Consider the following 18,867-nt stretch of genomic DNA (forward strand, 5'->3'; position numbering starts at 1 on the left):
TCCGTGGGTCACTCGCTTCTTTTCGCGGTCAGCAGCGCTTGAGCCGCCGCATGATGGGGGCAGGAGGGCGAGGCGTCTCAATCTGTTTCACGACCTTGCCGTGCTTGGGCCGGTTCGGGATTCTCAACGAGATCGCCTCGCCCATCGTCCCGAGGGAACGATCCGGGCATCGCCCTTTCGGGCGAAGGCTTTGTTCGTGTTGCTCCTCGATCTGTCTCTGTTCACGCGGCCAGTGAGCAGGCTCCTTTCCAAAGCGGAACTCGGTCGCGTCGGCCCACATGCGATGGAGAATGACGCCACTTTGCAGGCCACCGCCACTCGCGCCCGCGCCATGCCCCGGCGCCTGGAAATGTTCATTCGAGATCGCTTTGGTATTGGTGTCGAGGTGCGGGCGGAAGCAGATCGGCTGATCGTCGTCACCCGAGACCATCGAATCCTCTGACTCTCGCGGAACTGGGCCACCCTTTCGGGTCGCGATGAGTGAAACTCATGCCTTGATCGTCTCGACTGAAGAGGAAACGGTGTCCAGAAAATCCCAGTCCATCGTCACGCCGATCCCTGCGCCGTTCGCCGGGATGGGCATGAGGCCATTGGAGGTTTCCAGCCGCTCGACGACGATGTCGCGTTCGAAGTAGCGAGACGAGGACGAGGTGTCTCCCGGACGCGAGAACTGTTCCAGCGTGCAGAGATGGATGTTGTGGGCACGGCCGATCCCGGTTTCCGTCATGCCGCCGCACCAGACCGGAACGTCATGGGCGAGGCAGAGGTCATGCACCTGCTTGGCCACCGTATGGCCGCCCAGACGGCCGACCTTGATGTTGATGACCCGCCCGGCATCCGACTGCAGCGCCTTGCGGCAATCTGCCAGCGTGCGGATAGATTCATCCAGGCAGATCGGCGTGCGCAGTATGGATTGCAGGCGCACATGGTCGTGCAGGTCGTTCCAGGCCAGCGGCTGCTCGATATAGTCCAGCCTGTAATCGTCCATGTTTCGCAGCACGGGCAGATCGGCCAGCGTGTAACAGCAGTTCGCATCCACGGTCAGATGGATGTCGGGGAACTCGGCGCGCACGGCATCGAGAAGCTTCAGGTCATGGCCGGCCTTCACCTTCAGCTTGATTCGGCGATAGCCTTGCTGAACATGGTGGGCCACTTCCTGCAGGGTCCGCGGGATCTCCTTGATCCCCAGCGAAACGCCAACCTCGATCTGGGAGCGAGTGCCGCCCAGCACCTGCCAGAGCGGCAGACCCTGCACCTTGGCCCATAGATCCCAGAAGGCCATCTCGACCGCGGCCTTCGCCATCTGGTGATCGCGCCACGGCCGGAACAGCCGCTCGATTTCTTGCGGATTGGCAAAATTCTTGCCGACGACCGTAGGCAGCAGTACATCACGCATCATCATCATCGAAGAGACGACAGTTTCGGGCAGATAGTCGGGCAGAACATCTGCTACGCCTTCGGCGTAACCCTCGCAGCCCCCCCCCCGCAGCACGACAATTGGCGCCACCCTCGTCACCATGGTCCCCGAGGAGATGGTGAACGGGTTCAGCAGCGGAAGCTCGATCAACCGCAGTTCGGCGGATTCGATGACCAGGGGGTCCTTCAGAGGCGGATTCGACATGATATTCCTTCTGTACGAAAAGTCGGATAGCGGCCATCATTCACGGGCGACTCACGCAGTCTACAAGAAAGTCAAATTGTGGCAGTATTCATTCCGATTTTCGATATTTTATAGAATCTGGCTGTCCCGGTGCCAGCGCGGCGACATGCAGGAGAGCCCGGCCTCGATCTCGTCGATCACGGCGGTTTTGAGAAGAACCTCCTTTTCGAGCCTCTCGATCGTGCGCGGATAGTCCGTGCTGACCATGACGATGTCGTTGACGCGCAGCACGTTCGCCGCAGGCTCCTCGCCTTCCGGGACGATGATCTGGCGGAATTCCTTGAACAAGGCAGCGTTCGCGAGTGCGGCGATCGAAATCACGGTTTCATCGTCGAGCAGCGAGGATGCCGTCTTGAAATGCAGAATCCCTTTCGGGGTCCCGGCAATCTGGGCCTTTCCATCGAGTTGCTCGATGCAGGAGACAAGAGCCTCCGCCCCGGCCTTGTCGGCGCCAGCGGATAGGCCCACCAGGACGCCCTTTGGGGTGTACATCAGAACCCCGCCGTGGGCTTGCCCCGGGGCAGGGAGTTCGAGCACGGTGTCGAACATCTGGATCGGCCCGATCTCCGCGGTATCGTCGACCCGGCTTGGCGTGCCGGGACGGAGCAAGATAGCGCCCCGGTGAAAACGAGCGCCGGGTCTTCGACAAACATGGAGTCGGAAAAGGCCTCAAGAGGCGGAAGGACGGTTACCTCGACACCAGCGTGCCGCCTGGCGGCAACGTATGCGTCGTGCTCGCTCTTTGCGCCTTTATAGGTCGACTGCCCGATCATCGGCGCGTAGGCCGTTGACGACCGAGATGGAGGGTTCGCGAACGATCCACCCCCGGACGCTGGACAATAGATGCGGTTGGCGGTGAGGCAGTCCTGTCCGACGTGGCGAATTTGGCGTCGATGGCAACGCTCGCCGCTCTGTCTAGATCGGCGTCGGCAACGTAGCACGGCGAACCCCATCGATTTCAGTCGTAGGGCAAGTTAAATTACTCTCACCGCAAACTACCTTCAACCCGCTCTCGAGCGATGCGTCACTTTCGATTTCGGATGGATCGCCCAGATCTATCTGCGCAACTTCGTGCTGATCACGATCATCGCCGGCGGACTGCACCTTTATCTTCACACCGGGGAACTCGTTGGTATAGGAGGCCAAGAGTGCGGACGGGCAAGTGCGTTGATGGAATAGAGCTTCGCCATCTGTGCTACTTCGTTGTAGTGTCGGAGCGCGGAAGCTTCCGCTAAGCGGCCGCAGCGCTTGGTAGGCAGGAATCCCCGATCAGCCGCCGCGTGCACGGTCTCAAGGACCGAAATCGTGGTGCGCGCTGTTCTCCGGAGGTTCGGCGGTGATATACTTGGCGCTTCAGGCCGCTGTCGCGCCACGGGGCGCGACGGTTCCCCAATGTTCATTTTCTGGTGAAAATCCACCGCTCGCATATACGGCAAACGGCGACCATGGCGGATGAAGTCGCAGAATCGCCGAGGTCTGCGGGGCAGGAGAGATTCGAAGTCGTCTTACATCGAGCGCTTATGCTGCTAGCTTTGGTATGGCCCTCTCGACCAATCGCAAGAATCGGGTGTTGCGAGTCCCCGCAACCAGATACAAAAATGGCCCGCCTCGTGCGGGCCATTTTTGTATTCGGCTGTGGTGGCCGGCTGATTTTAACCCTCATCAGCAGCCCGCAAGGAGGCGAAGCCGACGCTGTGGGACAGAAAAGCCAAATCCTCTCCCCAAAACCAAAATCTCAAACGGCCCGCCAGGCGCAAACCCGGCGGGCCGTTTTGCTGTGCAACGACGCTCGCCGGCTGATCTTAACCCTCATCAGCAGCCCGCAAGCAGCCAAAGCCAAAGCCGCAGGGCAAAACTCAACATCAGAACACCAAATCCAAACAGCACAAACACCCCGCATCGCGCAAAACCAGCAGGCCGTTCCCGTTCGAGGGGCGATTGAAGCGCATCCAGCGCAAGCAGAGCCAAAGCACATTAATGTAAGCTCCTACTAACATTCTGCGCAGCGTGTCGTGTTACTCCCTGGCGACGCCGCGCGCCCGCTTTCTCTCGGCAGCCGCGAGCAATTCAACGAAGGCGCGCACCTTAGCGGGCCGGAAGCGGGCCGGTGGGAAGACGGCATGGATGCCCCCGGTGGGCAGGGTCCACTCGGCGAATATCCGCACAAGCCGCCCCATGGAGATATCCTCATCGACCGCATAGTCGGGAAATATGCCCAGACCGATGCCGGCGAGCACGCAAGCATAGGCCGCCGGGCTTTTGTCGCAGACGACGACGGGATTGAGTTCAGTCAGCACCGTCTCGCCGTCCTTGGAAAAGAGCCATTGGCCGACGCCGCGCAGCTGGGCATTGCCGACCCAGGCCAGCGATCGCGCCTGGTTCGGGTTCGCGTCCACGGGCAGGCTTGCCACGAAGGCCGGGCTCGCAACGACGATCTGCCGAATCGTGCCCAGGCGCCGCGCCTGGTTGGAGGAATCGGTAAGCCAGCCGACGCGGATGCCGAGATCGATCTGCTCATCGACCAGATTGCTCACCGCGTCGTCGAAGATCGCTTCGATGCGCATCTGTGGATAGGCCTTCAGATACGCCGCCACGATCGGCGCCACCATCCTGGTGCCATAGTCGAGCGGTGCGGTCAGTCTCAGCGTTCCGCTCGGCTCGACCGCGCTGTGCGAGATCTCACCATAAGCCGACTCCGCCTCGCGCAGGATGATCACCGCCCTGTCATAGAAGAGCCGGCCCTCTTCCGTCGGCGTGACACGCCGCGTCGTGCGCTGCAGCAGCGTCGCGCCCAATTCCTCTTCGAGCCTGCCGATCTGATGGCTGACGACGGCTTTGGCGACGCCGAGTCTGTCCGCAGCTGATGTGAACGAACCGGTCTCCATCACCGTGGTGAAGTAGACGAGCCGATTGAGGTTCAGAAGGTCGGCCAAGGCGATTGCTTTGTCTGATTTGATCAGACAGTTTGTATTATTGGGTACCATTTATCGCAAGACCCCCGCCTGCCACATATGGCCAAGACATTTGGCGGCCCGTCAGCCGACAGTCCGTACCAAGGATGGCAGCGATCGTGAGCAATTCAGACGTAACTTACCTTTTCGACCCGCTCTGCGGTTGGTGCTACGGCGCCACGCCGATGCTGGACAGGCTGTCGGCCAGCGGCGTGCGCCTCGCGCTGCTGCCGACCGGACTGTTCTCCGGCGCCGGTGCTCGGCCGATGGATGAGGGTTTTGCCGCTCATGCCTGGGCGAACGACCAGCGTATCGAGCGTTTGACCGGACAGACGTTCACGCAGGCCTATCAGCATAATGTCCTCAATATCCGCGGCACCTTGCTGGACTCGCATGCCGCGACCCTCGGCATCAGCGCCGCCGGCCTGGAAGACCCCAGCCGCCGGCTCACCGCGCTTAAAGCGATCCAGCGTGCGCGCTATGTCGACGGCCGCGATATCGTGACTGTGGAAGGCGTGGCTGGCGTGCTCGCCGATGCCGGCATGGCGGATGCCGCGGCAACGCTGAAGAAGCCGACCGAAATCTTGCTGACGGCTCACGGCGAGCTGGTCGGCCGTGGCCGCGCGCTGTTCCAGCGCCTTCGTGCCGACGGGGTACCGTCACTCGCCGTCGTCCGCAACGATACGCCTCAACTCATCGGCTCCAACGCGCTGTTCGGCAGCTTCGACAATCTCCTCGCCCATATCGCGGCGGCGTGATCCCTCCCAACTGACCTCCAACAAGGACTGTAAAAGACATGGCAAAAGTCGCTCTCATCGGCGCATCGGGCGCTGTCGGTTCGCGCCTGCTCAAGGAACTTTCTGACCGTGGCCACACGGTCACCGGTATCGCCCGCAACCCCGAAAAAATCGCTGCGCTGCCCGGTGTGACGGCCAGGAAGGGCGATGTCTTCGACAAGGAAGGTCTCGCTGATCTGATCCGAGGTCATGATGTGGTGATCAGCGCCGTGCACTTTCTGGACAGCGACCCCGACACGCTGATCGCCGCCGTGCGTGCTTCCGGTGTGAAGCGCTATCTCATTGTCGGCGGCGCCGGCAGCCTTGAAGTCGCGCCCGGCAAAAGGCTGGTCGATACCCCCGAATTCCCTGCAATCTACAAGGCCGAAGCACAGAAGGGCGCCGACTTTCTCGACACGTTGAAGACGGTGGGCGACCTCGATTGGACCTTCCTGTCGCCCTCCGCCATGTTCGTCCCGGGCGAGCGCACCGGCAAATACCGCCTCGGCAAGGACACGCTTCTTGCCTCGGACAAGGGCAGCAGCATCTCCTTCGAGGACTACGCCATCGTCATGGTCGACGAGATCGAGAAGCTGGCCCACATCAGGCAGCGTTTTACCGTCGGCTATTGATCAAACGGCGGCGGCCGTGTCTCGATCGAGGCCGGCCGACGCCAGCCGCATCAGCGCTTCGCGGACGCCGACACGCCGATAGGTTTCGGTGACAAGGCCGTCCTGTCTCAGGTCCTGGCGGCGACGTTCGACAAAGGCGCGTTCCTCGCTGGTCAAGTCATGCTCACGCTTGCGTAGCCAGTCCTGGTAGGACGAATCGAGTTCCTTGACCGGCTTGGCCGCGGTCGAAACCGAAGCCGGCCGGCTGTCGTTGTAGCGCGGCCGCAAGGCACTGCTGGGATTGTATTCGGTCCGCTTGTCGTTGCCTGAAATGACGAGGTCGGGATCCGAAACCCGGCCCGACGGATCGTAGACGAAGGCCGATGCGATGCGGTCGAGCGCCGCATCGACTTCCTTCGGCCGATGCACCACCTCGCGCGGCGCGCGATCAGGAACGGCCAGCCTTGTGATGCCGCGATCATTGATGGCGTCGAGCATCTCACGATGATCGCGCGAAGTGATGACCTCGCGCCGGGCTGGCCAGAAATCATAGGGCGCATGCGCGCCATAACCCTTGCCGATGTGGAAGGCATAGATTTCGGGATAGACCGTCAGCTCCGTGCGGCGGCTCGGCTTGATGTCGTAGAAGGAGGTGATGGCGATCTGCAGCAGATGGGTGGCGCCGATGCCGCCAAGCGCATCGTCGATCACCAGGCCGAAGCGATCATGCGGGTTCCAGCCCGGCAAGGCCTGCGCGATCGAGGCGGGCTTGCCGTCGATCTCGACGTCGAACATATCAGCCTTCAACAATGTCACGACATGCATTGCGGTCTCCGTCGTCTTCCGCCGATTCGTCAGAACGTCATCAGATCAGCAGCGCTTGCGCTTGTCAGCCGGCATCCGGCTTAACCGTTCGGATCGAGGCAGGCCAGCTGGGCCTTGCGAGACTCCTTCCCCATCAGCGTCGGCATGGTTAATACTGTCGACTTCGCGGAGAATCGATCATGGAGCAGAGCCGGCTATCGAAGAAGGAGCGGCATGCGCTTATTCTGTCGGAAGTGCGCCGCTCGGCCTCGATCCGTATCTCCAGGCTCGCCCTGCGCCTGGGTGTCGCCGGCGAGACGATCCGGCGCGATCTGATCGAGCTTGGCGATGCGGGGTTGCTCAACCGAACCTATGGCGGCGCGACGATCTCGCTGGTGACATCCGAGCCGGTCATTGCCGAGCGCAGCCAGACCATGATCGAGGAGCGTGCCCGGATCGGGCGTGGCGCGGCCGGACTGGTCGAGAAAGGCCAGATCGTGATGATCGATGGCGGCTCGACGACCTACGAGGTGGCGCGCAGTCTCTCGCAGCTGAAGCGCGACCTCACCGTCATCACCAACTCCATCGGCGTGGCTTCGGTGACCGGCGCCAATCCGACCTTTCGTGTTATCCTGTGCCCCGGCACCTATGACAGCCGCGAAGCCAGCGTGGTCGGTGAGGATACGGTGGAATTCGTCAGGCGCTACAATGCCGACATTGCCATCATCGGGGCGTCGAGCCTGTCCGCGGATGGGCCCAGCGACATGATCTCGGGGGCGGCGGCGGTCAAGCGGGCGATGATTGCGCGCGCGCTGTCGACGGCGCTTGTTGTGACCAACGACAAGTTCGGCCGCAACAGCCTCGAACGCGTCTGCGCGCTCGGCGAGCTTTCCGACATCGTCACCGATCGTGAGCCGCAACCGGCGCTGCGCGCTGTCATTGAAGCGGCTGGAACGGAACTTCATGTCTTCAACGGCGACTGAGCGACCGCTGCGGGAGGATCAGTCGAAATCCGACCCCAGCAGGAAGATTTGCGGCCATCAGGCCGGGAACAGGAACGCCGAAGCGGGATCGAAAAAGATGCGCCGGCCTGATGCGATGGTGCTATCCGACCCCTCTGCGTCAGAGGTTGGCCTGACATCGATTTCGTCGCCGCCGGCCGTGCGCGCCACGACGCGCCGGCGGTCGCCGAAGAAGGCGGTATCGACGATCTCGACGGCAAGTGCCGCGCTCGCCGGCCCGGGCGTCAGGCGGAAGGCTTCCGGGCGCACCATCAGCCGAACCTTCTGGCCTTGGCCGAAGGACGTTGTCGTCTTGACGCCGGTCACGATCGAGCCGTCGGCCAGGCGGATCGTTGAAGCACCACCCGCGGTTTGCAAATGCTCTGCCGGCAGGAAATTCGAGTTGCCGATGAAGCCGGCGACAAACTCGCTCGCCGGCCTGAGATAAAGATCCTCACCGGTGCCGATCTGTTCGATGCGGCCTTCCCTGAACAGGGCGATGCGATCCGAAAGATGCAGCGCCTCTTCCTGATCATGCGTGACATAGAGGATGGTGACGCCGGTCTCGCGGTGGATGCGGCGGATCTCGGCCTGGATTTCCTGGCGCAGCTTCTTGTCGAGCGCCGACAGCGGCTCGTCCATCAACAGGATCGGCGGGTCGTAGGCGAGCGCGCGGGCAAGCGCCACGCGCTGCTGCTGGCCGCCAGACAGTGCGCCCGGATGGCGGTCGGCGAAGTTTTCCAGGCGCACCAGCGCCAGCATGTCGGCGACCTTGCGCTTGATCTCGCCGTCGGGCCGGCGGCGCACGCGCAGCGGAAAGGCGACATTCTCGGCGACGGTCAGATGCGGAAACAGCGTGTAGCGCTGGAAGACCATGCCGATGTTGCGCTTGTGCGATGGCACCGAGAGCAGCGACTTGTCCTCCAGGAGCACATCGCCCGAGCTCGGATCCTGGAAACCGGCGATGGCGTAGAGCGTCGTCGACTTGCCGGAGCCTGATGGGCCGAGGAACGTCAGGAACTCGCCCTTGGGCACATCGATGGTGACGTCATGGACGGCGACGAAGGCGCCGAACGTCTTTCTCACCGCGCGTATGGACAGGAAGGACCGGGTCATCTGGACATTTTTCTGCGAAGGAGTGCGGTCACGATCATCAGACAAAGGGTCAGGCCGACAAGCAGGCTGGAGGCGGCGGCGACGACCGGGCTGAGGTCGGCGCGCAGGCTGCCCCAGATCTTCACCGGCAAGGTCTGCAAGGTTGGGCTTGCCATGAAGATCGCCACCACGACCTCGTCCCACGAAGCCAGGAAGGAGAAGATCACCGCCGAGAAGATACCGATCCTGATCGACGGCAAGGTGATCCTTAGCCGCGCCTGCAGCGGGCTGGCGCCGCAGACGATGGCCGCGTCCTCGATGGATTTGTCGAAGCCCTCGAGCGCCGCGGTGATCGGGATGATGGCGAAAGGCAGCGCCAGGATGGTGTGAGCGATGACGAAGCCGACCGTGGTGCCGGCGAGGCCGATGCGCAGGAAGAAGGCGTAGATGGCGATGGCGAACACGACGACCGGCAGCACCATCGGCGTCAACAGCAGCCCGCGCAGGAACTGACGTCCGCGAAACTCACCCCTGACCAGGCTGAAGGAGGCAAACAGGCCGATGACGACGGCGAGGATGGCGGCCATGGCGGCAATCCGGGCGCTGGTCAGCGCGGCATCGATCCAGGTCGGGTCGGCCAGCAATTGCTGGTACCATTTCAGTGTCCAGCCGGGCGGCGGGAAGGCCAGCCAGCGCGACGAGCCGAATGACAGGAGCACGATGAAGACCACCGGCAGCAACAGGAAAGCCGCGACAGCCGCGGTGAAGCCGACAAGCGCCACACGCAGCCATCCGAGCCGGTCATAGTCGAGCAGCATCCTCAGATCCCTCCGCCGGCGCGCCTGGCGCCGACCAGGCGAAGCTGGATCGCGTAGAGCGCCATGGTGACGACGAGCAGGACGAAGGCGGCCGCACTTCCGAGCCCCCAGTTGAGCAATGACTGCACCGTCTGTGCGATCATTTCGGCCAGCATCATGTTGGATGTACCGCCGAGCAGGGCTGGGGTGACGAAGTAGCCGAGCGACATGACGAAGACCATCAGGCCGCCAGCGGCGACGCCGGGAAGCGACAGCGGCAAGAGGATGCGGCGGAAGGCCTCGAACGGGCTTGCGCCGCAAAGGGCTGCGGCGCGCAGCGTCATCGGGTCGATGGCGCGCAGCGTGCCGACCAGCGGCAGGATCATGAAGGGCAGCATGATGTAGACCATGCCGATGGTGACGCCGGCCAGATTGTTGATGAGCGGCAGCGGCTCATGGATGATGCCCAGGCCCATCAGCGCCCGGTTGATGACGCCGGTGCGCTGCAGCAGCACCATCCACGCATAGGTGCGGGTGAGAAGGTTCGTCCACATCGACAGGATGATGATGCCGAAGACGATCGAGCCCAGGGCTGGCGGCATGATCGCCAGCATCCAGGCAACGGGGAAAGCCACCAGGATGGTGACGGCGGTGACGACCGATGCGACCAGGAAGGTGTTGAGGAACACCCGTACATAGGTGCCGCTGCCGAACAGCGCCGCGTAGTTCTGCAAGCCGGGTTCGGGATCGGTGACGCTACGCAGCAGCAGGGCGACCACCGGCACGATGAAGAACAGGCCAACCAGGAGCAGGGCCGGCAAGGCGCTGCCGCTGCCGGCCGGCAGGCCGGCAGTCGAGCTGCGTCTAAGAGAATTTCCCTGCATCGAGCGGTCCTGTCTCGAAACGGGGCGCGCAAGTCGCGCCCCGTCGATCTGCAACGGTGTTACTTGGTCTGCCAGGCATACCAGCGCGTGGCGATCTCGTCGCGATGCTCGGCCCAGTAGTTCATGTCGAGGTTGATCTGGCCATCGACATGGGCATCAGGCAGGGCCTTGACGGCATCGGCGGGCATCTCGGCCTTAGCCTTGGTGTTGATGGGCGCATAGCCGCTTGCCTCGGCGAATTTCGCCTGGCCGGTCGGGCTGGTGGCGGCAGCGAGGAACTTCATCGCGCTCCCCTTGTTCTTCGCGCCCTTCGGCACGACGAGCACGTCGGCGGCGGTGAGGTTCTGGTTCCAGGCGACGCCGACATCGGTGCCATCCTGCTGGAGGGCGAAGACACGGCCGTTCCACAACTGGCCGAAGGCGGCCTCGCCGGAGGCGATCAACTGCTGCGACTCGGCACCGCCGCCCCACCAGACGATATCGGACTTGATGGTGTCGAGTTTCTTGAAGGCACGGTCGAGATCGAGCGGATAGAGCTTGTCCGCCGGCACGCCGTCAGCCAAAAGCGCGATTTCGATGACGCCCGGCGCCGACCATTTGTAGAAGGTCCGCTTGCCGGGAAATTTCTTGGTGTCGAACATGTCGGCCCAGCCGGCCGGTTCGCCCGGGACGGCGCCCTTGTTCCAGGCCAGCACGAAGGAATAGTAGAAGCTGCCGACGGCATGCTCATTGCTGAAGCGCGGGTCGAGATCGGCCTTGGGCACGACCGCATAGTCGATCGGTTCCAACAGACCGTCCTTGGCAGCCTTGATGGCGAAATCCATCTCCACGTCGACGACATCCCAGGTGACGTTGCCGGCGTCGACCATGGCCTTGAGCTTGCCGTAGTCGGTCGGCCCATCCTGCAGCACCTTGATGCCGGAGCTGGCTTCGAAGGGGGCTGCCCAGGATTTGGTCTGCGCTTCCTGCGTGGTGCCGCCCCAGCTGGTGAACGCCATCTCGTCGGCCTTGGCGGCGGTCGCCGCGAGCAGTCCGGCCAGCAGGCCGGTCAAAATCAGTTTCATGTCATTCTCCTCTGTTGGTCTGTTCTTGTTTTTCTCAGTGCACCTGCGTCCCGCGGTTCTCAGCGCATGACGAAGGGATCGGGGATCGGCTCGTCCGAGGTCTTGATCCAGACGGATTTCGAGCGCGTGTAATCTCTGATGGCGTCGAGCCCGCCTTCGCGGCCGAGGCCTGACAGGCCGTAGCCGCCGAAGGGAACGAGCGGCGATACGGCGCGATAGGTGTTGACCCAGACGACGCCGGCATGGATGTCGCGCGCCATGCGGTGCGCCTTGCCGAGATTGCTGGTGAAGACGCCGGAAGCCAGGCCGAAGGGCGTGTCGTTGGCGAGTGCCAGCGCCTGCGCCTCGGTGTCGAAGGCGAGCACGCTGAGCACCGGTCCGAACAATTCCTCGCGCACGCAAGGCAGGTCGCTGCCGCCGGCGTCGATGATGGTCGGCGCGTAATAGAAGCCGCTGCCGGCTGGTCGTGTTCCGCCGGTGACCAGCATGCCGCCCGCGGCAAGGCTCTCCGCGACGATCTTCTCGATCCAGTCGCGCTGACGCAGCGTGGCGAGCGGACCCATTTCGGTCGCCGGATCCTGCGGATCGCCGATGCGGATCGCTTCGGCCTTGCGTTTCAGGCGAGCGAGGAATTCGTCCTTGACCGAACGCTCGACCAGCAGCCGCGAGCCGGCGACGCAGCTCTGGCCGGTCGCGGCGAAAATGCCGGCGACCACCGCGTTGGCGGCGCTGTCGAGATCGGCGTCGGCAAAGACGACGATCGGGCTTTTGCCGCCGAGTTCGAGCGTGGTGTAGGCAAGGTTCTCCGCGGTGTTCCTGACGATGGCGCGCGCCGTCGACGGACCGCCGGTGAAGGCGACGCGCGAGATCAGTCTGTGGCTGGTCAGGCGCTGGCCGCAATCATGGCCGAAGCCAGTGAGGATGTTGACGACGCCTGAGGGAAAACCGGCCTCCCGGACGAGTTCGGCAAAAGCGAGCAACGGCGCCGGGCCGTCCTCGGAGGCCTTGAGCACGATGGTGCAGCCGGCGGCGAGCGCCGGGCCGAGCTTGACGGCCGACAGGAAGAGCTGCGAGTTCCACGGCACCACCGCGGCTACGACGCCGATCGGTTCGCGGCGGATGGTGACATCGAGATCCGGCTTGTCGATCGGCACGTGTGCGCCTTCGTGCTTGTCGGCGAGCCCGCCATAGTAGCGGTAGTAGTCGCCGACATAGGCGATCTGGGCGCGGGTCTCGCGGATGATCTTGCCGGTGTCGCGTGTCTCGAGTTCGGCCAGGCGCCCGGCATTGGCGGTGACGAGGTCGCCGAGCTTGACCAGCAGCTTTCCACGCGCTGTCGCGGTCATCCTTCGCCATGGGTCTGAGCGCAATGCGCGGTGCGCCGCCTCGACGGCACGGTCGACATCGGCTTCACTCGCCGCCGGCATCCTGCCCCAGGCCGCCCCCGTCGATGGGTCGACGCTGTCGAAAGTGGCGGACGGCTCGTCGAAGCGGCCGTCGATGAAGTTCCTGAAGAGGGCGTCGGTCATGGGCTCGCGATCAGAGGAAGGCCGGCATCACCCGGTCGATGAACAGTTGCAGCGATTTCGTCTTGCGCTCGTGCGAAAGGCCGCTGTCGATCCAGACCGAATACTGGTCGTAGCCGAGCGCTTCATAGGCTTTCAGCCGGGCGATGACATCATCGGCCTCGCCGATCACCAGATTCTGCCTGATCTTGTCCGGCGCGTATTGCGGCATGGCCGCGATCTCGTCCGCCGTCAGCGGCTCCAATATGCCCTGATGCACGGGCTTCTTGTTCTGGAACCAGGCGCCGAACTGACAATAGAAATTTGACAGGTCCTGCGTGAGGCGATCGGCGTCGGCCGCGTCCTCGGCGACGAATGTGTGCATCAAAAGCATGATTTCCGGCCGCGCGATGTCCGGGTGCGCGGCGCAGGCGGCGTTGAAGCGCTGCATCAGGCTCGTCACCTCGTCGTCGCCGGACGCCAGCGGCGTCACCTGGACCTTGCAGCCGTTGGCGACGGCGAAATCGTGCGAGTTCGGGTCGCGCGCCGCCACCCAGATCGGCGGGTAGGGTTTCTGCAACGGCTTGGGCGAGGAGGTGGTGGCGGGGAATTGCCAGAACTCGCCGGAGAGTTCGAAGTCGCCGTCCCAGAGGCCGCGGATCGCCGGTATGATCTCGCGCATGCGTTGGCCGGCACCCCAGGCGTCGAGGCCGGGGAAAACGCGTTGATATTCGTAGCTATAGGCGCCGCGCGCGATGCCGATGTCGAGCCGGCCGCCACTGATGACGTCGGCCATCGCCGCTTCGCCGGCAAGCTTGATCGGGTGCCAGAAGGGCGCAATCACGGTTCCGGTGCCGAGGCGGATACGGCTGGTTTTGGCGGCGAGATAGGCGATGTTGATGAAGGGATTGGGCGAGATGGTGAATTCCATGCCGTGATGCTCGCCGATCCAGGCGGTCTCGAAGCCTGCCTGTTCGGCCATCAGGACCAGCTCTTCGAGCTCGGTCACAAGCTCGGAATGCGGCTTGGCCAGATCCGACCGTTCCATATGCACGAAGAGCGAGAATTTCATCCGTGGTCACCTGTATTGACGGCGGAAGCACCGGCCCTGGCGAGCGGCCGGACCTCGCCTTCGACATCGTTGCCGACGTAGACGCCGAAGGCATCCACCGAGCATTCCCTGATATAGCGCGCGAGCATCGAGCGGATCGCCGGATCGGCGATCTTCAATCCTTCGATCGCGTCGATCTCGATCAGCCGGATGCCGCGATCGCTGGAAGCGGGCACGTCGAACGTGCCGCGATAGTAGACATGTGTGCGTGAAACAGTTCCGGCGTCGTCCCAGACGGCGAACAGGAAGCCGAGCTGAGCCTCGATGGCCTTCGCCGCAAGCAGCCCTCGGAGGCTTTTGCCATCGCCAGCCGAGCCCAATCCGCGGCCGCGCGGCAGTTCGAAACCGTCCGCCGTTTCCAGGAACAGGATCCGGCCGCCATTTTCGAGGATGGCGCCGACATCGGTGCCGGGCTGGGTGGCGGCCAGCGCGTCCTGGCTGAGGCCGGGTGTGATATAGGCGCCGCGGCAATAGCCGAGCGGCTGCGCGGAGTTGTGCTCGAAATCGCGGACGCGGCCGATGAGGATCGAATGATCGCCGGCCTCGACCAGCCGCTCCATGTCGCAGTCGAAGGACGCGACGGAACCGTCCAGCACGGGGCTGCCGGTCCGTCCCGGTCGCCATGCCACCGAGGCGAACTTGTCGGCCGCTTTCGAAGCGAAGATGCCGGACGCTGTCTTCTGACCTTCATTGAGGACGTTGATGGCGAAGCTCTTCGAGGTCGCGAAGACGGGATGGCCTGATGCCTTGTGGGCGATACAGACGAGCACCAGCGGCGGATCGAGCGACACCGAGGTGAAGGAGTTGGCGGTGAAGCCGCGCGGCTCGCCTTCGGGTCCGATCGTGGTGACGATGGTGACGCCGGTGAGGAAGGAGCCAAGCGCACGGCGGAATTCGCCGCTGTCGAACCCGGTATTCGCCTCCGCAGTGCTGTTTCGCTCGATAGCTTCGTCCTCTGCGAGGAAGTCAACGATATGGCGCGTTGTCAGATCGGGCGCCGCGACCGCCATCATGTGTTTCTCGCCCGGCAGCACCGTGCAGCGGCCATACGGCGCCAGGCGTGCCATCGCGGCCGACATTGCCGGCGAAGAGTTCCTGTCGTCGGAGCCGGTCATGAACAGGGCCGGCACGGCGAGCGTCGGCAGGCGGTCGGCATGATCGCCGTCGGCACGAGCGAACAGGCGATAGGTGCGGGCATAGCCTTCCGGGTCGACCCTGCTCAGTGCGGATGCCGTCTTCTGCGCTGCCGCCTCCAGCTCGGCCGGCACCGGATCTCCGAACCAGCGGGCAATGGTCTGTGCCGTGCCGGCCGTATCGCTGCGGCCGTTGAGCGCCACCGCGCGCTGGCGAACGGCTTCGGCCAGTTCAGGTGGACGCCGGAACACGGCATTCAGGGAAACGATGCGGTGGACGCGCTCCGGTGCGCGCAGCGCGAGTTCCTGGGCAACGAGCGCACCCATCGAATGGCCGACGACGGACACCTTGTCGAGGCCGAGATGATCGAGCAGGCGAACGGCCTGGTCGGCGTAGTCGGCCAGTTCCGGGTGCTGCGGCGGCAGCGGCGAAAGGCCATGGCCGAGCATGTCGATGGCGATCACGTCAAAGCGGTCAGCCATGCGCTCGATCTGCGGCTGCCAGATCGCGGCGTTCATGCCGACGCCGTGGATGAACAGCACCGGCGTGCCCGCGCCGGCGCGGATGAAGCCGGTGGCGTCGGGCGCGGTGCCCTGTCGAGCCCATGCGGAAGCGTCAGCCATGCACGTCCCCAAGCTCCTTGAGGTCCTGATAGCGGTCGCCGATGCGGTGATGCGGGCGACCGCCGATCGACGCGCCAAGGGCGACCACCAGCTCGTCCGGCGCCGGCGCATCGCCGATCTGGAAATGCACGGTCAGGTAATGCGAGCGCCGCCCTTCGTCATACTTGTCCATCAGCGGGATCATGATCGGCGTGTTCGGCCCGCCGCGCAGATTGGTGAAGGCAAGATAGGTCTTGGCGCCGACGGCGCGGCGATAATGGTTGCCGAAATGCAGCGTGTGGATCAGCGCCGAGGCATGCTCGATCTCGCCCGACGTACCGCAAATGGCGGCCTTGCCGTAGCCCTCGATCGCCTCGCCGGAACCGGCGACGGCAATGATCTCGCGGGTCAGGATCTCTCCCAGCACCGGCGCGCAGGCGCGGATTTCGGGCGAAAGGTCGTCGGTGAAGCCGCATCCTGCCCAGGGATTGGTCAGCACCGCGGCGACGCCGATCAGGCGCAGCGGTCGGGGTGCGGCCTTGCCGCCTTCGATCAGCGTGTTCTCGGTATAGGTCACGATCTTGCGAATGGCAGGCTGCATGAAATCCTCGGGTCGGCGACGTCGCGGGACCATCCGATCCCTGTATCATCTTATGGTATACCATGCTATGGAGCGCCAAGTACCTTGTCAACCGGGCATGGAATCTGTTTTCGTGGCGGCGCAGGAGGCAAGACATGCCAGACGACACGCTTCGCATCGACCGCAGCGCCAAGACCTTGAGGACGCTGGCGCTGGAGCGCATGCGCGACGCGATCATGGATTTCCACTTCCAGCCTGGCGAAAGGCTGGTCGAGCGGCCGCTTTGCGACCAGCTTGGCGTCAGCCGTTCCGTCGTGCGCGAGGTTCTGCGGCAACTGGAGGCCGAGGGGCTCGTGCAGATGATCCCTGGGCATGGGCCGGCGGTGGCGAGGCCTGACCTCGGCCGCACCGACGAGATCTATGAGTTGAGGGCCCTGCTTGAAGGCATTGCGGCACGCGCCTGCGCCCTGTCGGCCACCGGCGAGCAGCTGGCGACGCTGGAGCGCGCCCTGGCCGACCTGTTCGAGGCGTGGGCGTCGGGGACGCCGCCGGCAGTGATGCGGGCGACGACGAAATTCTACGAGGCGCTGTTCGAGGCCGCCGACAAGCGTGTCGCCTGGGAAATTGTCAGCGGGCTGAATGTCCGCATCAATCAGCTTCGTTCCATGACCATCGTCTCGACCAATAGGCGCGAAGCGGCGATCGCCGAGATGAACGAGATCATGGATGCGATCCGGGCACGCAAGCCGGAAGAGGCGGAAGCCGCGGCGCGGCGCCATGTCGAATCCGCCTGGCAGATCGCCCGCACGGCGCTGCGGCCACCGGTGTGACCGATGGCCGGTCTTCCTAACTTCCGCCGGCCATCGTCGCTCGAAGCCAGGCCGTGATGGCATCGAAGTCGATCGGCTTTGTCGTGTCGACGTCGAAGAGCGGCCCGCGCCGCAGCGGCTCGGCGCGCTTGGCGAGTTCGATCAATTCGGGGATATAGGCCGCACCGGGATGGCCGGCGGGGCGCTGGTCGAGCCGGGCGCCATAGCGCTCGGCAAGCACTTCGCCGGGCGCGTGACACCAGATTTCCACAGTCTGTCCGACACCGGCTTTTCTCAGATGATCCTCCAGAACCTCCCGCGGCTGGAAGCCAAACCAGGCGTCGACGATCACGGTGGTGCCGGCGGGGGCCTCGCCGACCACCGACCAGATCGCCTGATAGGCGGCGCGGCCGAGCGTGCGGTTGAACAGGCGGTCGCCGCCGCCGAGCACTTCGAGAAACGGATTCTTGATCGTGTCGAGCGCGAGCAGCGGCCATCCCATGCGGTCGGCGATGCCGCGTGAGACGGTACTCTTGCCGCTGGCGGGGATGCCGTTGACGAGCACGGCGCGCCCCGCGCGATCCGACAGGGCCAAGGGCGAAACCGGAACCGCCTGCAGCTCCGCCAGTGCCTGGAGGCCAGCGCCGATCACGCCGGCGTCGTCGCCGAGCTGGGCGGGTTCGACGTGGCATTGGTACCAGGGCGCCAACGCCGGCGCGCGGGCGAGGGCTGCATGTGCCGCCCGACCAAGGCCGCCGCCAAGCAGCACCAGATCGGGAGCAAGCACGGCGACGGCGGTGTCGATGGCGGCACGTAACGGTCTCGCCCAGGCGTCCAGTATGGCACGTGCATGGACATCGCCGGCCGCATCGCGGGCAAAGAGCTGATCCACAGAGATGTCGGCGCCGAGACCGGCGCGTGCAATGTGACGGCCAAGTGCCGTGCCCGAACTGGTGGTTTCGACGCAGCCGCGGCGGCCGCAGGCGCAGACCTCGCCATTGACGTCGACGGTGATGTGGCCGAGCTGGCCCGCCGTTGCCGAGCCACGCGTGATCCGCCGATCTTGAGCGACGGCGCCGCCAATGCCGGTGCCGATGGTGAACATGACGATGTTGCCATGGCTACGCCCGGCGCCGAGCGCCATCTCGGCGGCCAGTGCCATGTTGCAGTCATTGTCGATGACAACGGGCTTGCCTGTCATGTCTTCCAGGCGCTGTGCAAGGGCAACCGAGGCGAGGTTGACATAGCCGCCCGACAGCACCGCGCCACGCCGCGCATCGACGCGGCCGGGGACGCCGACGCCGATGGCCTTCACGTCAGGCGTGTCGAGAAGGCGCACCATGTCGGCGATGCGGCCGAGCACGAGCTCCGGGTCGGGCGCGCTTTTTTCGGAAACGCGCTTGAGGATTTCACCGGTGCCGGAAATGCGGGCGGCCCGCAGATTGGTGCCGCCAATGTCGATTCCTATGCTGAGAGGCATGGC

Annotated in this window: 18 protein-coding genes and 2 pseudogenes; 5 read left to right on the forward strand and 15 right to left on the reverse strand. The window is 64.2% G+C overall.

Annotated features, from left to right (window positions below; all coding sequences use genetic code 11):
- Positions 1-28: 28 nt before the first annotated feature.
- From DBIPINDM_RS23025 to DBIPINDM_RS43650, 4 genes and pseudogenes are all read right to left on the reverse strand, one after another.
- Complete coding sequence (locus DBIPINDM_RS23025; protein ID WP_258581374.1) at positions 29-430, reverse strand: hypothetical protein; 402 nt, start codon at positions 428-430, stop codon at positions 29-31.
- A gap of 57 nt (positions 431-487) precedes the next feature.
- Positions 488-1,621 carry an o-succinylbenzoate synthase gene (gene menC / locus DBIPINDM_RS23030; RefSeq protein ID WP_258581375.1) on the reverse strand — a complete coding sequence of 378 codons (1,134 nt, stop codon included), beginning with the start codon at positions 1,619-1,621 and terminating at the stop codon, positions 488-490.
- A 108-nt stretch (positions 1,622-1,729) separates the two neighbouring features.
- Positions 1,730-2,479: pseudogene (locus tag DBIPINDM_RS23035) on the reverse strand (dimethylarginine dimethylaminohydrolase).
- Positions 2,475-2,591: pseudogene (locus DBIPINDM_RS43650) on the reverse strand (aldehyde dehydrogenase family protein); the annotation flags it as partial. The pseudogenes DBIPINDM_RS43650 and DBIPINDM_RS23035, both read right to left, overlap by 5 nt.
- A gap of 667 nt (positions 2,592-3,258) precedes the next feature.
- Here DBIPINDM_RS43650 and DBIPINDM_RS23040 point away from each other — a divergent pair.
- Positions 3,259-3,654 carry a hypothetical protein gene (locus tag DBIPINDM_RS23040; RefSeq protein ID WP_258581376.1) on the forward strand — a complete coding sequence of 132 codons (396 nt, stop codon included), beginning with the start codon at positions 3,259-3,261 and terminating at the stop codon, positions 3,652-3,654.
- A 21-nt stretch (positions 3,655-3,675) separates the two neighbouring features.
- Here the strand turns inward: DBIPINDM_RS23040 and DBIPINDM_RS23045 are convergent, their stop codons facing one another.
- A complete protein-coding gene (locus DBIPINDM_RS23045; protein ID WP_258581378.1) occupies positions 3,676-4,593 on the reverse strand; it encodes a LysR family transcriptional regulator in 918 nt (305 codons plus the stop codon).
- Between the two features lie 137 nt (positions 4,594-4,730).
- Between DBIPINDM_RS23045 and DBIPINDM_RS23050 the strand changes: the two genes are divergently transcribed.
- A complete protein-coding gene (locus tag DBIPINDM_RS23050; RefSeq protein ID WP_258581379.1) occupies positions 4,731-5,369 on the forward strand; it encodes a DsbA family protein in 639 nt (212 codons plus the stop codon).
- 38 nt (positions 5,370-5,407) lie between these two features.
- On the forward strand, positions 5,408-6,019 hold the full coding sequence (locus DBIPINDM_RS23055) for an NAD(P)-dependent oxidoreductase (protein WP_258581380.1): 612 nt from the start codon (positions 5,408-5,410) through the stop codon (positions 6,017-6,019).
- On the opposite strand, the gene DBIPINDM_RS23060 is transcribed toward DBIPINDM_RS23055, so the two are convergent.
- On the reverse strand, positions 6,020-6,823 hold the full coding sequence (locus tag DBIPINDM_RS23060; RefSeq protein WP_258581381.1) for a hypothetical protein: 804 nt from the start codon (positions 6,821-6,823) through the stop codon (positions 6,020-6,022). It lies immediately after the preceding gene.
- 179 nt (positions 6,824-7,002) lie between these two features.
- On the opposite strand from DBIPINDM_RS23060, the gene DBIPINDM_RS23065 reads away from it, so the two are divergent.
- On the forward strand, positions 7,003-7,785 hold the full coding sequence (locus tag DBIPINDM_RS23065; RefSeq protein WP_258581382.1) for a DeoR/GlpR family DNA-binding transcription regulator: 783 nt from the start codon (positions 7,003-7,005) through the stop codon (positions 7,783-7,785).
- A 57-nt stretch (positions 7,786-7,842) separates the two neighbouring features.
- Here the strand turns inward: DBIPINDM_RS23065 and DBIPINDM_RS23070 are convergent, their stop codons facing one another.
- From DBIPINDM_RS23070 to DBIPINDM_RS23110, 8 genes are read right to left on the reverse strand one after another with little or no spacing between them, the layout of a single operon-like run.
- Complete coding sequence (locus DBIPINDM_RS23070) at positions 7,843-8,919, reverse strand: ABC transporter ATP-binding protein (protein ID WP_258581383.1); 1,077 nt, start codon at positions 8,917-8,919, stop codon at positions 7,843-7,845.
- Complete coding sequence (locus DBIPINDM_RS23075) at positions 8,916-9,716, reverse strand: ABC transporter permease (RefSeq protein ID WP_258581384.1); 801 nt, start codon at positions 9,714-9,716, stop codon at positions 8,916-8,918. Before DBIPINDM_RS23075 ends, DBIPINDM_RS23070 begins: the two co-directional genes overlap by 4 nt.
- 2 nt (positions 9,717-9,718) lie before the next feature.
- On the reverse strand, positions 9,719-10,579 hold the full coding sequence (locus tag DBIPINDM_RS23080; RefSeq protein WP_258581385.1) for an ABC transporter permease: 861 nt from the start codon (positions 10,577-10,579) through the stop codon (positions 9,719-9,721).
- A 59-nt stretch (positions 10,580-10,638) separates the two neighbouring features.
- Complete coding sequence (locus DBIPINDM_RS23085) at positions 10,639-11,643, reverse strand: ABC transporter substrate-binding protein (protein WP_258581386.1); 1,005 nt, start codon at positions 11,641-11,643, stop codon at positions 10,639-10,641.
- Positions 11,644-11,702: 59 nt separating this feature from the next.
- Entirely contained in the window at positions 11,703-13,172 is a 1,470-nt protein-coding gene (locus DBIPINDM_RS23090; RefSeq protein WP_258581387.1) for an aldehyde dehydrogenase, read from the reverse strand.
- 10 nt (positions 13,173-13,182) lie between these two features.
- Positions 13,183-14,220 carry an LLM class flavin-dependent oxidoreductase gene (locus DBIPINDM_RS23095; protein WP_258581388.1) on the reverse strand — a complete coding sequence of 346 codons (1,038 nt, stop codon included), beginning with the start codon at positions 14,218-14,220 and terminating at the stop codon, positions 13,183-13,185.
- Positions 14,217-16,016 carry an alpha/beta fold hydrolase gene (locus DBIPINDM_RS43345; protein WP_318036895.1) on the reverse strand — a complete coding sequence of 600 codons (1,800 nt, stop codon included), beginning with the start codon at positions 16,014-16,016 and terminating at the stop codon, positions 14,217-14,219. The genes DBIPINDM_RS23095 and DBIPINDM_RS43345 overlap by 4 nt, the downstream gene beginning before the upstream one ends.
- Positions 16,009-16,596: an amino acid synthesis family protein gene (locus DBIPINDM_RS23110; RefSeq protein ID WP_258581389.1), complete on the reverse strand. Its 588-nt coding sequence runs from the start codon at positions 16,594-16,596 to the stop codon at positions 16,009-16,011. Before DBIPINDM_RS23110 ends, DBIPINDM_RS43345 begins: the two co-directional genes overlap by 8 nt.
- A gap of 134 nt (positions 16,597-16,730) precedes the next feature.
- Between DBIPINDM_RS23110 and DBIPINDM_RS23115 the strand changes: the two genes are divergently transcribed.
- Positions 16,731-17,405, forward strand: a complete 675-nt coding sequence (locus DBIPINDM_RS23115) for a GntR family transcriptional regulator (RefSeq protein ID WP_258581390.1) — start codon at positions 16,731-16,733, stop codon at positions 17,403-17,405.
- 16 nt (positions 17,406-17,421) lie between these two features.
- Here DBIPINDM_RS23115 and DBIPINDM_RS23120 read toward each other — a convergent pair whose 3' ends face one another.
- On the reverse strand, positions 17,422-18,864 hold the full coding sequence (locus DBIPINDM_RS23120; RefSeq protein WP_258581391.1) for an ROK family protein: 1,443 nt from the start codon (positions 18,862-18,864) through the stop codon (positions 17,422-17,424).
- Between the last annotated feature and the right edge of the window lie 3 nt (positions 18,865-18,867).

Origin of the sequence: Mesorhizobium sp. AR02 (genome assembly GCF_024746835.1) — a bacterium.
GTDB lineage: Bacteria > Pseudomonadota > Alphaproteobacteria > Rhizobiales > Rhizobiaceae > Mesorhizobium.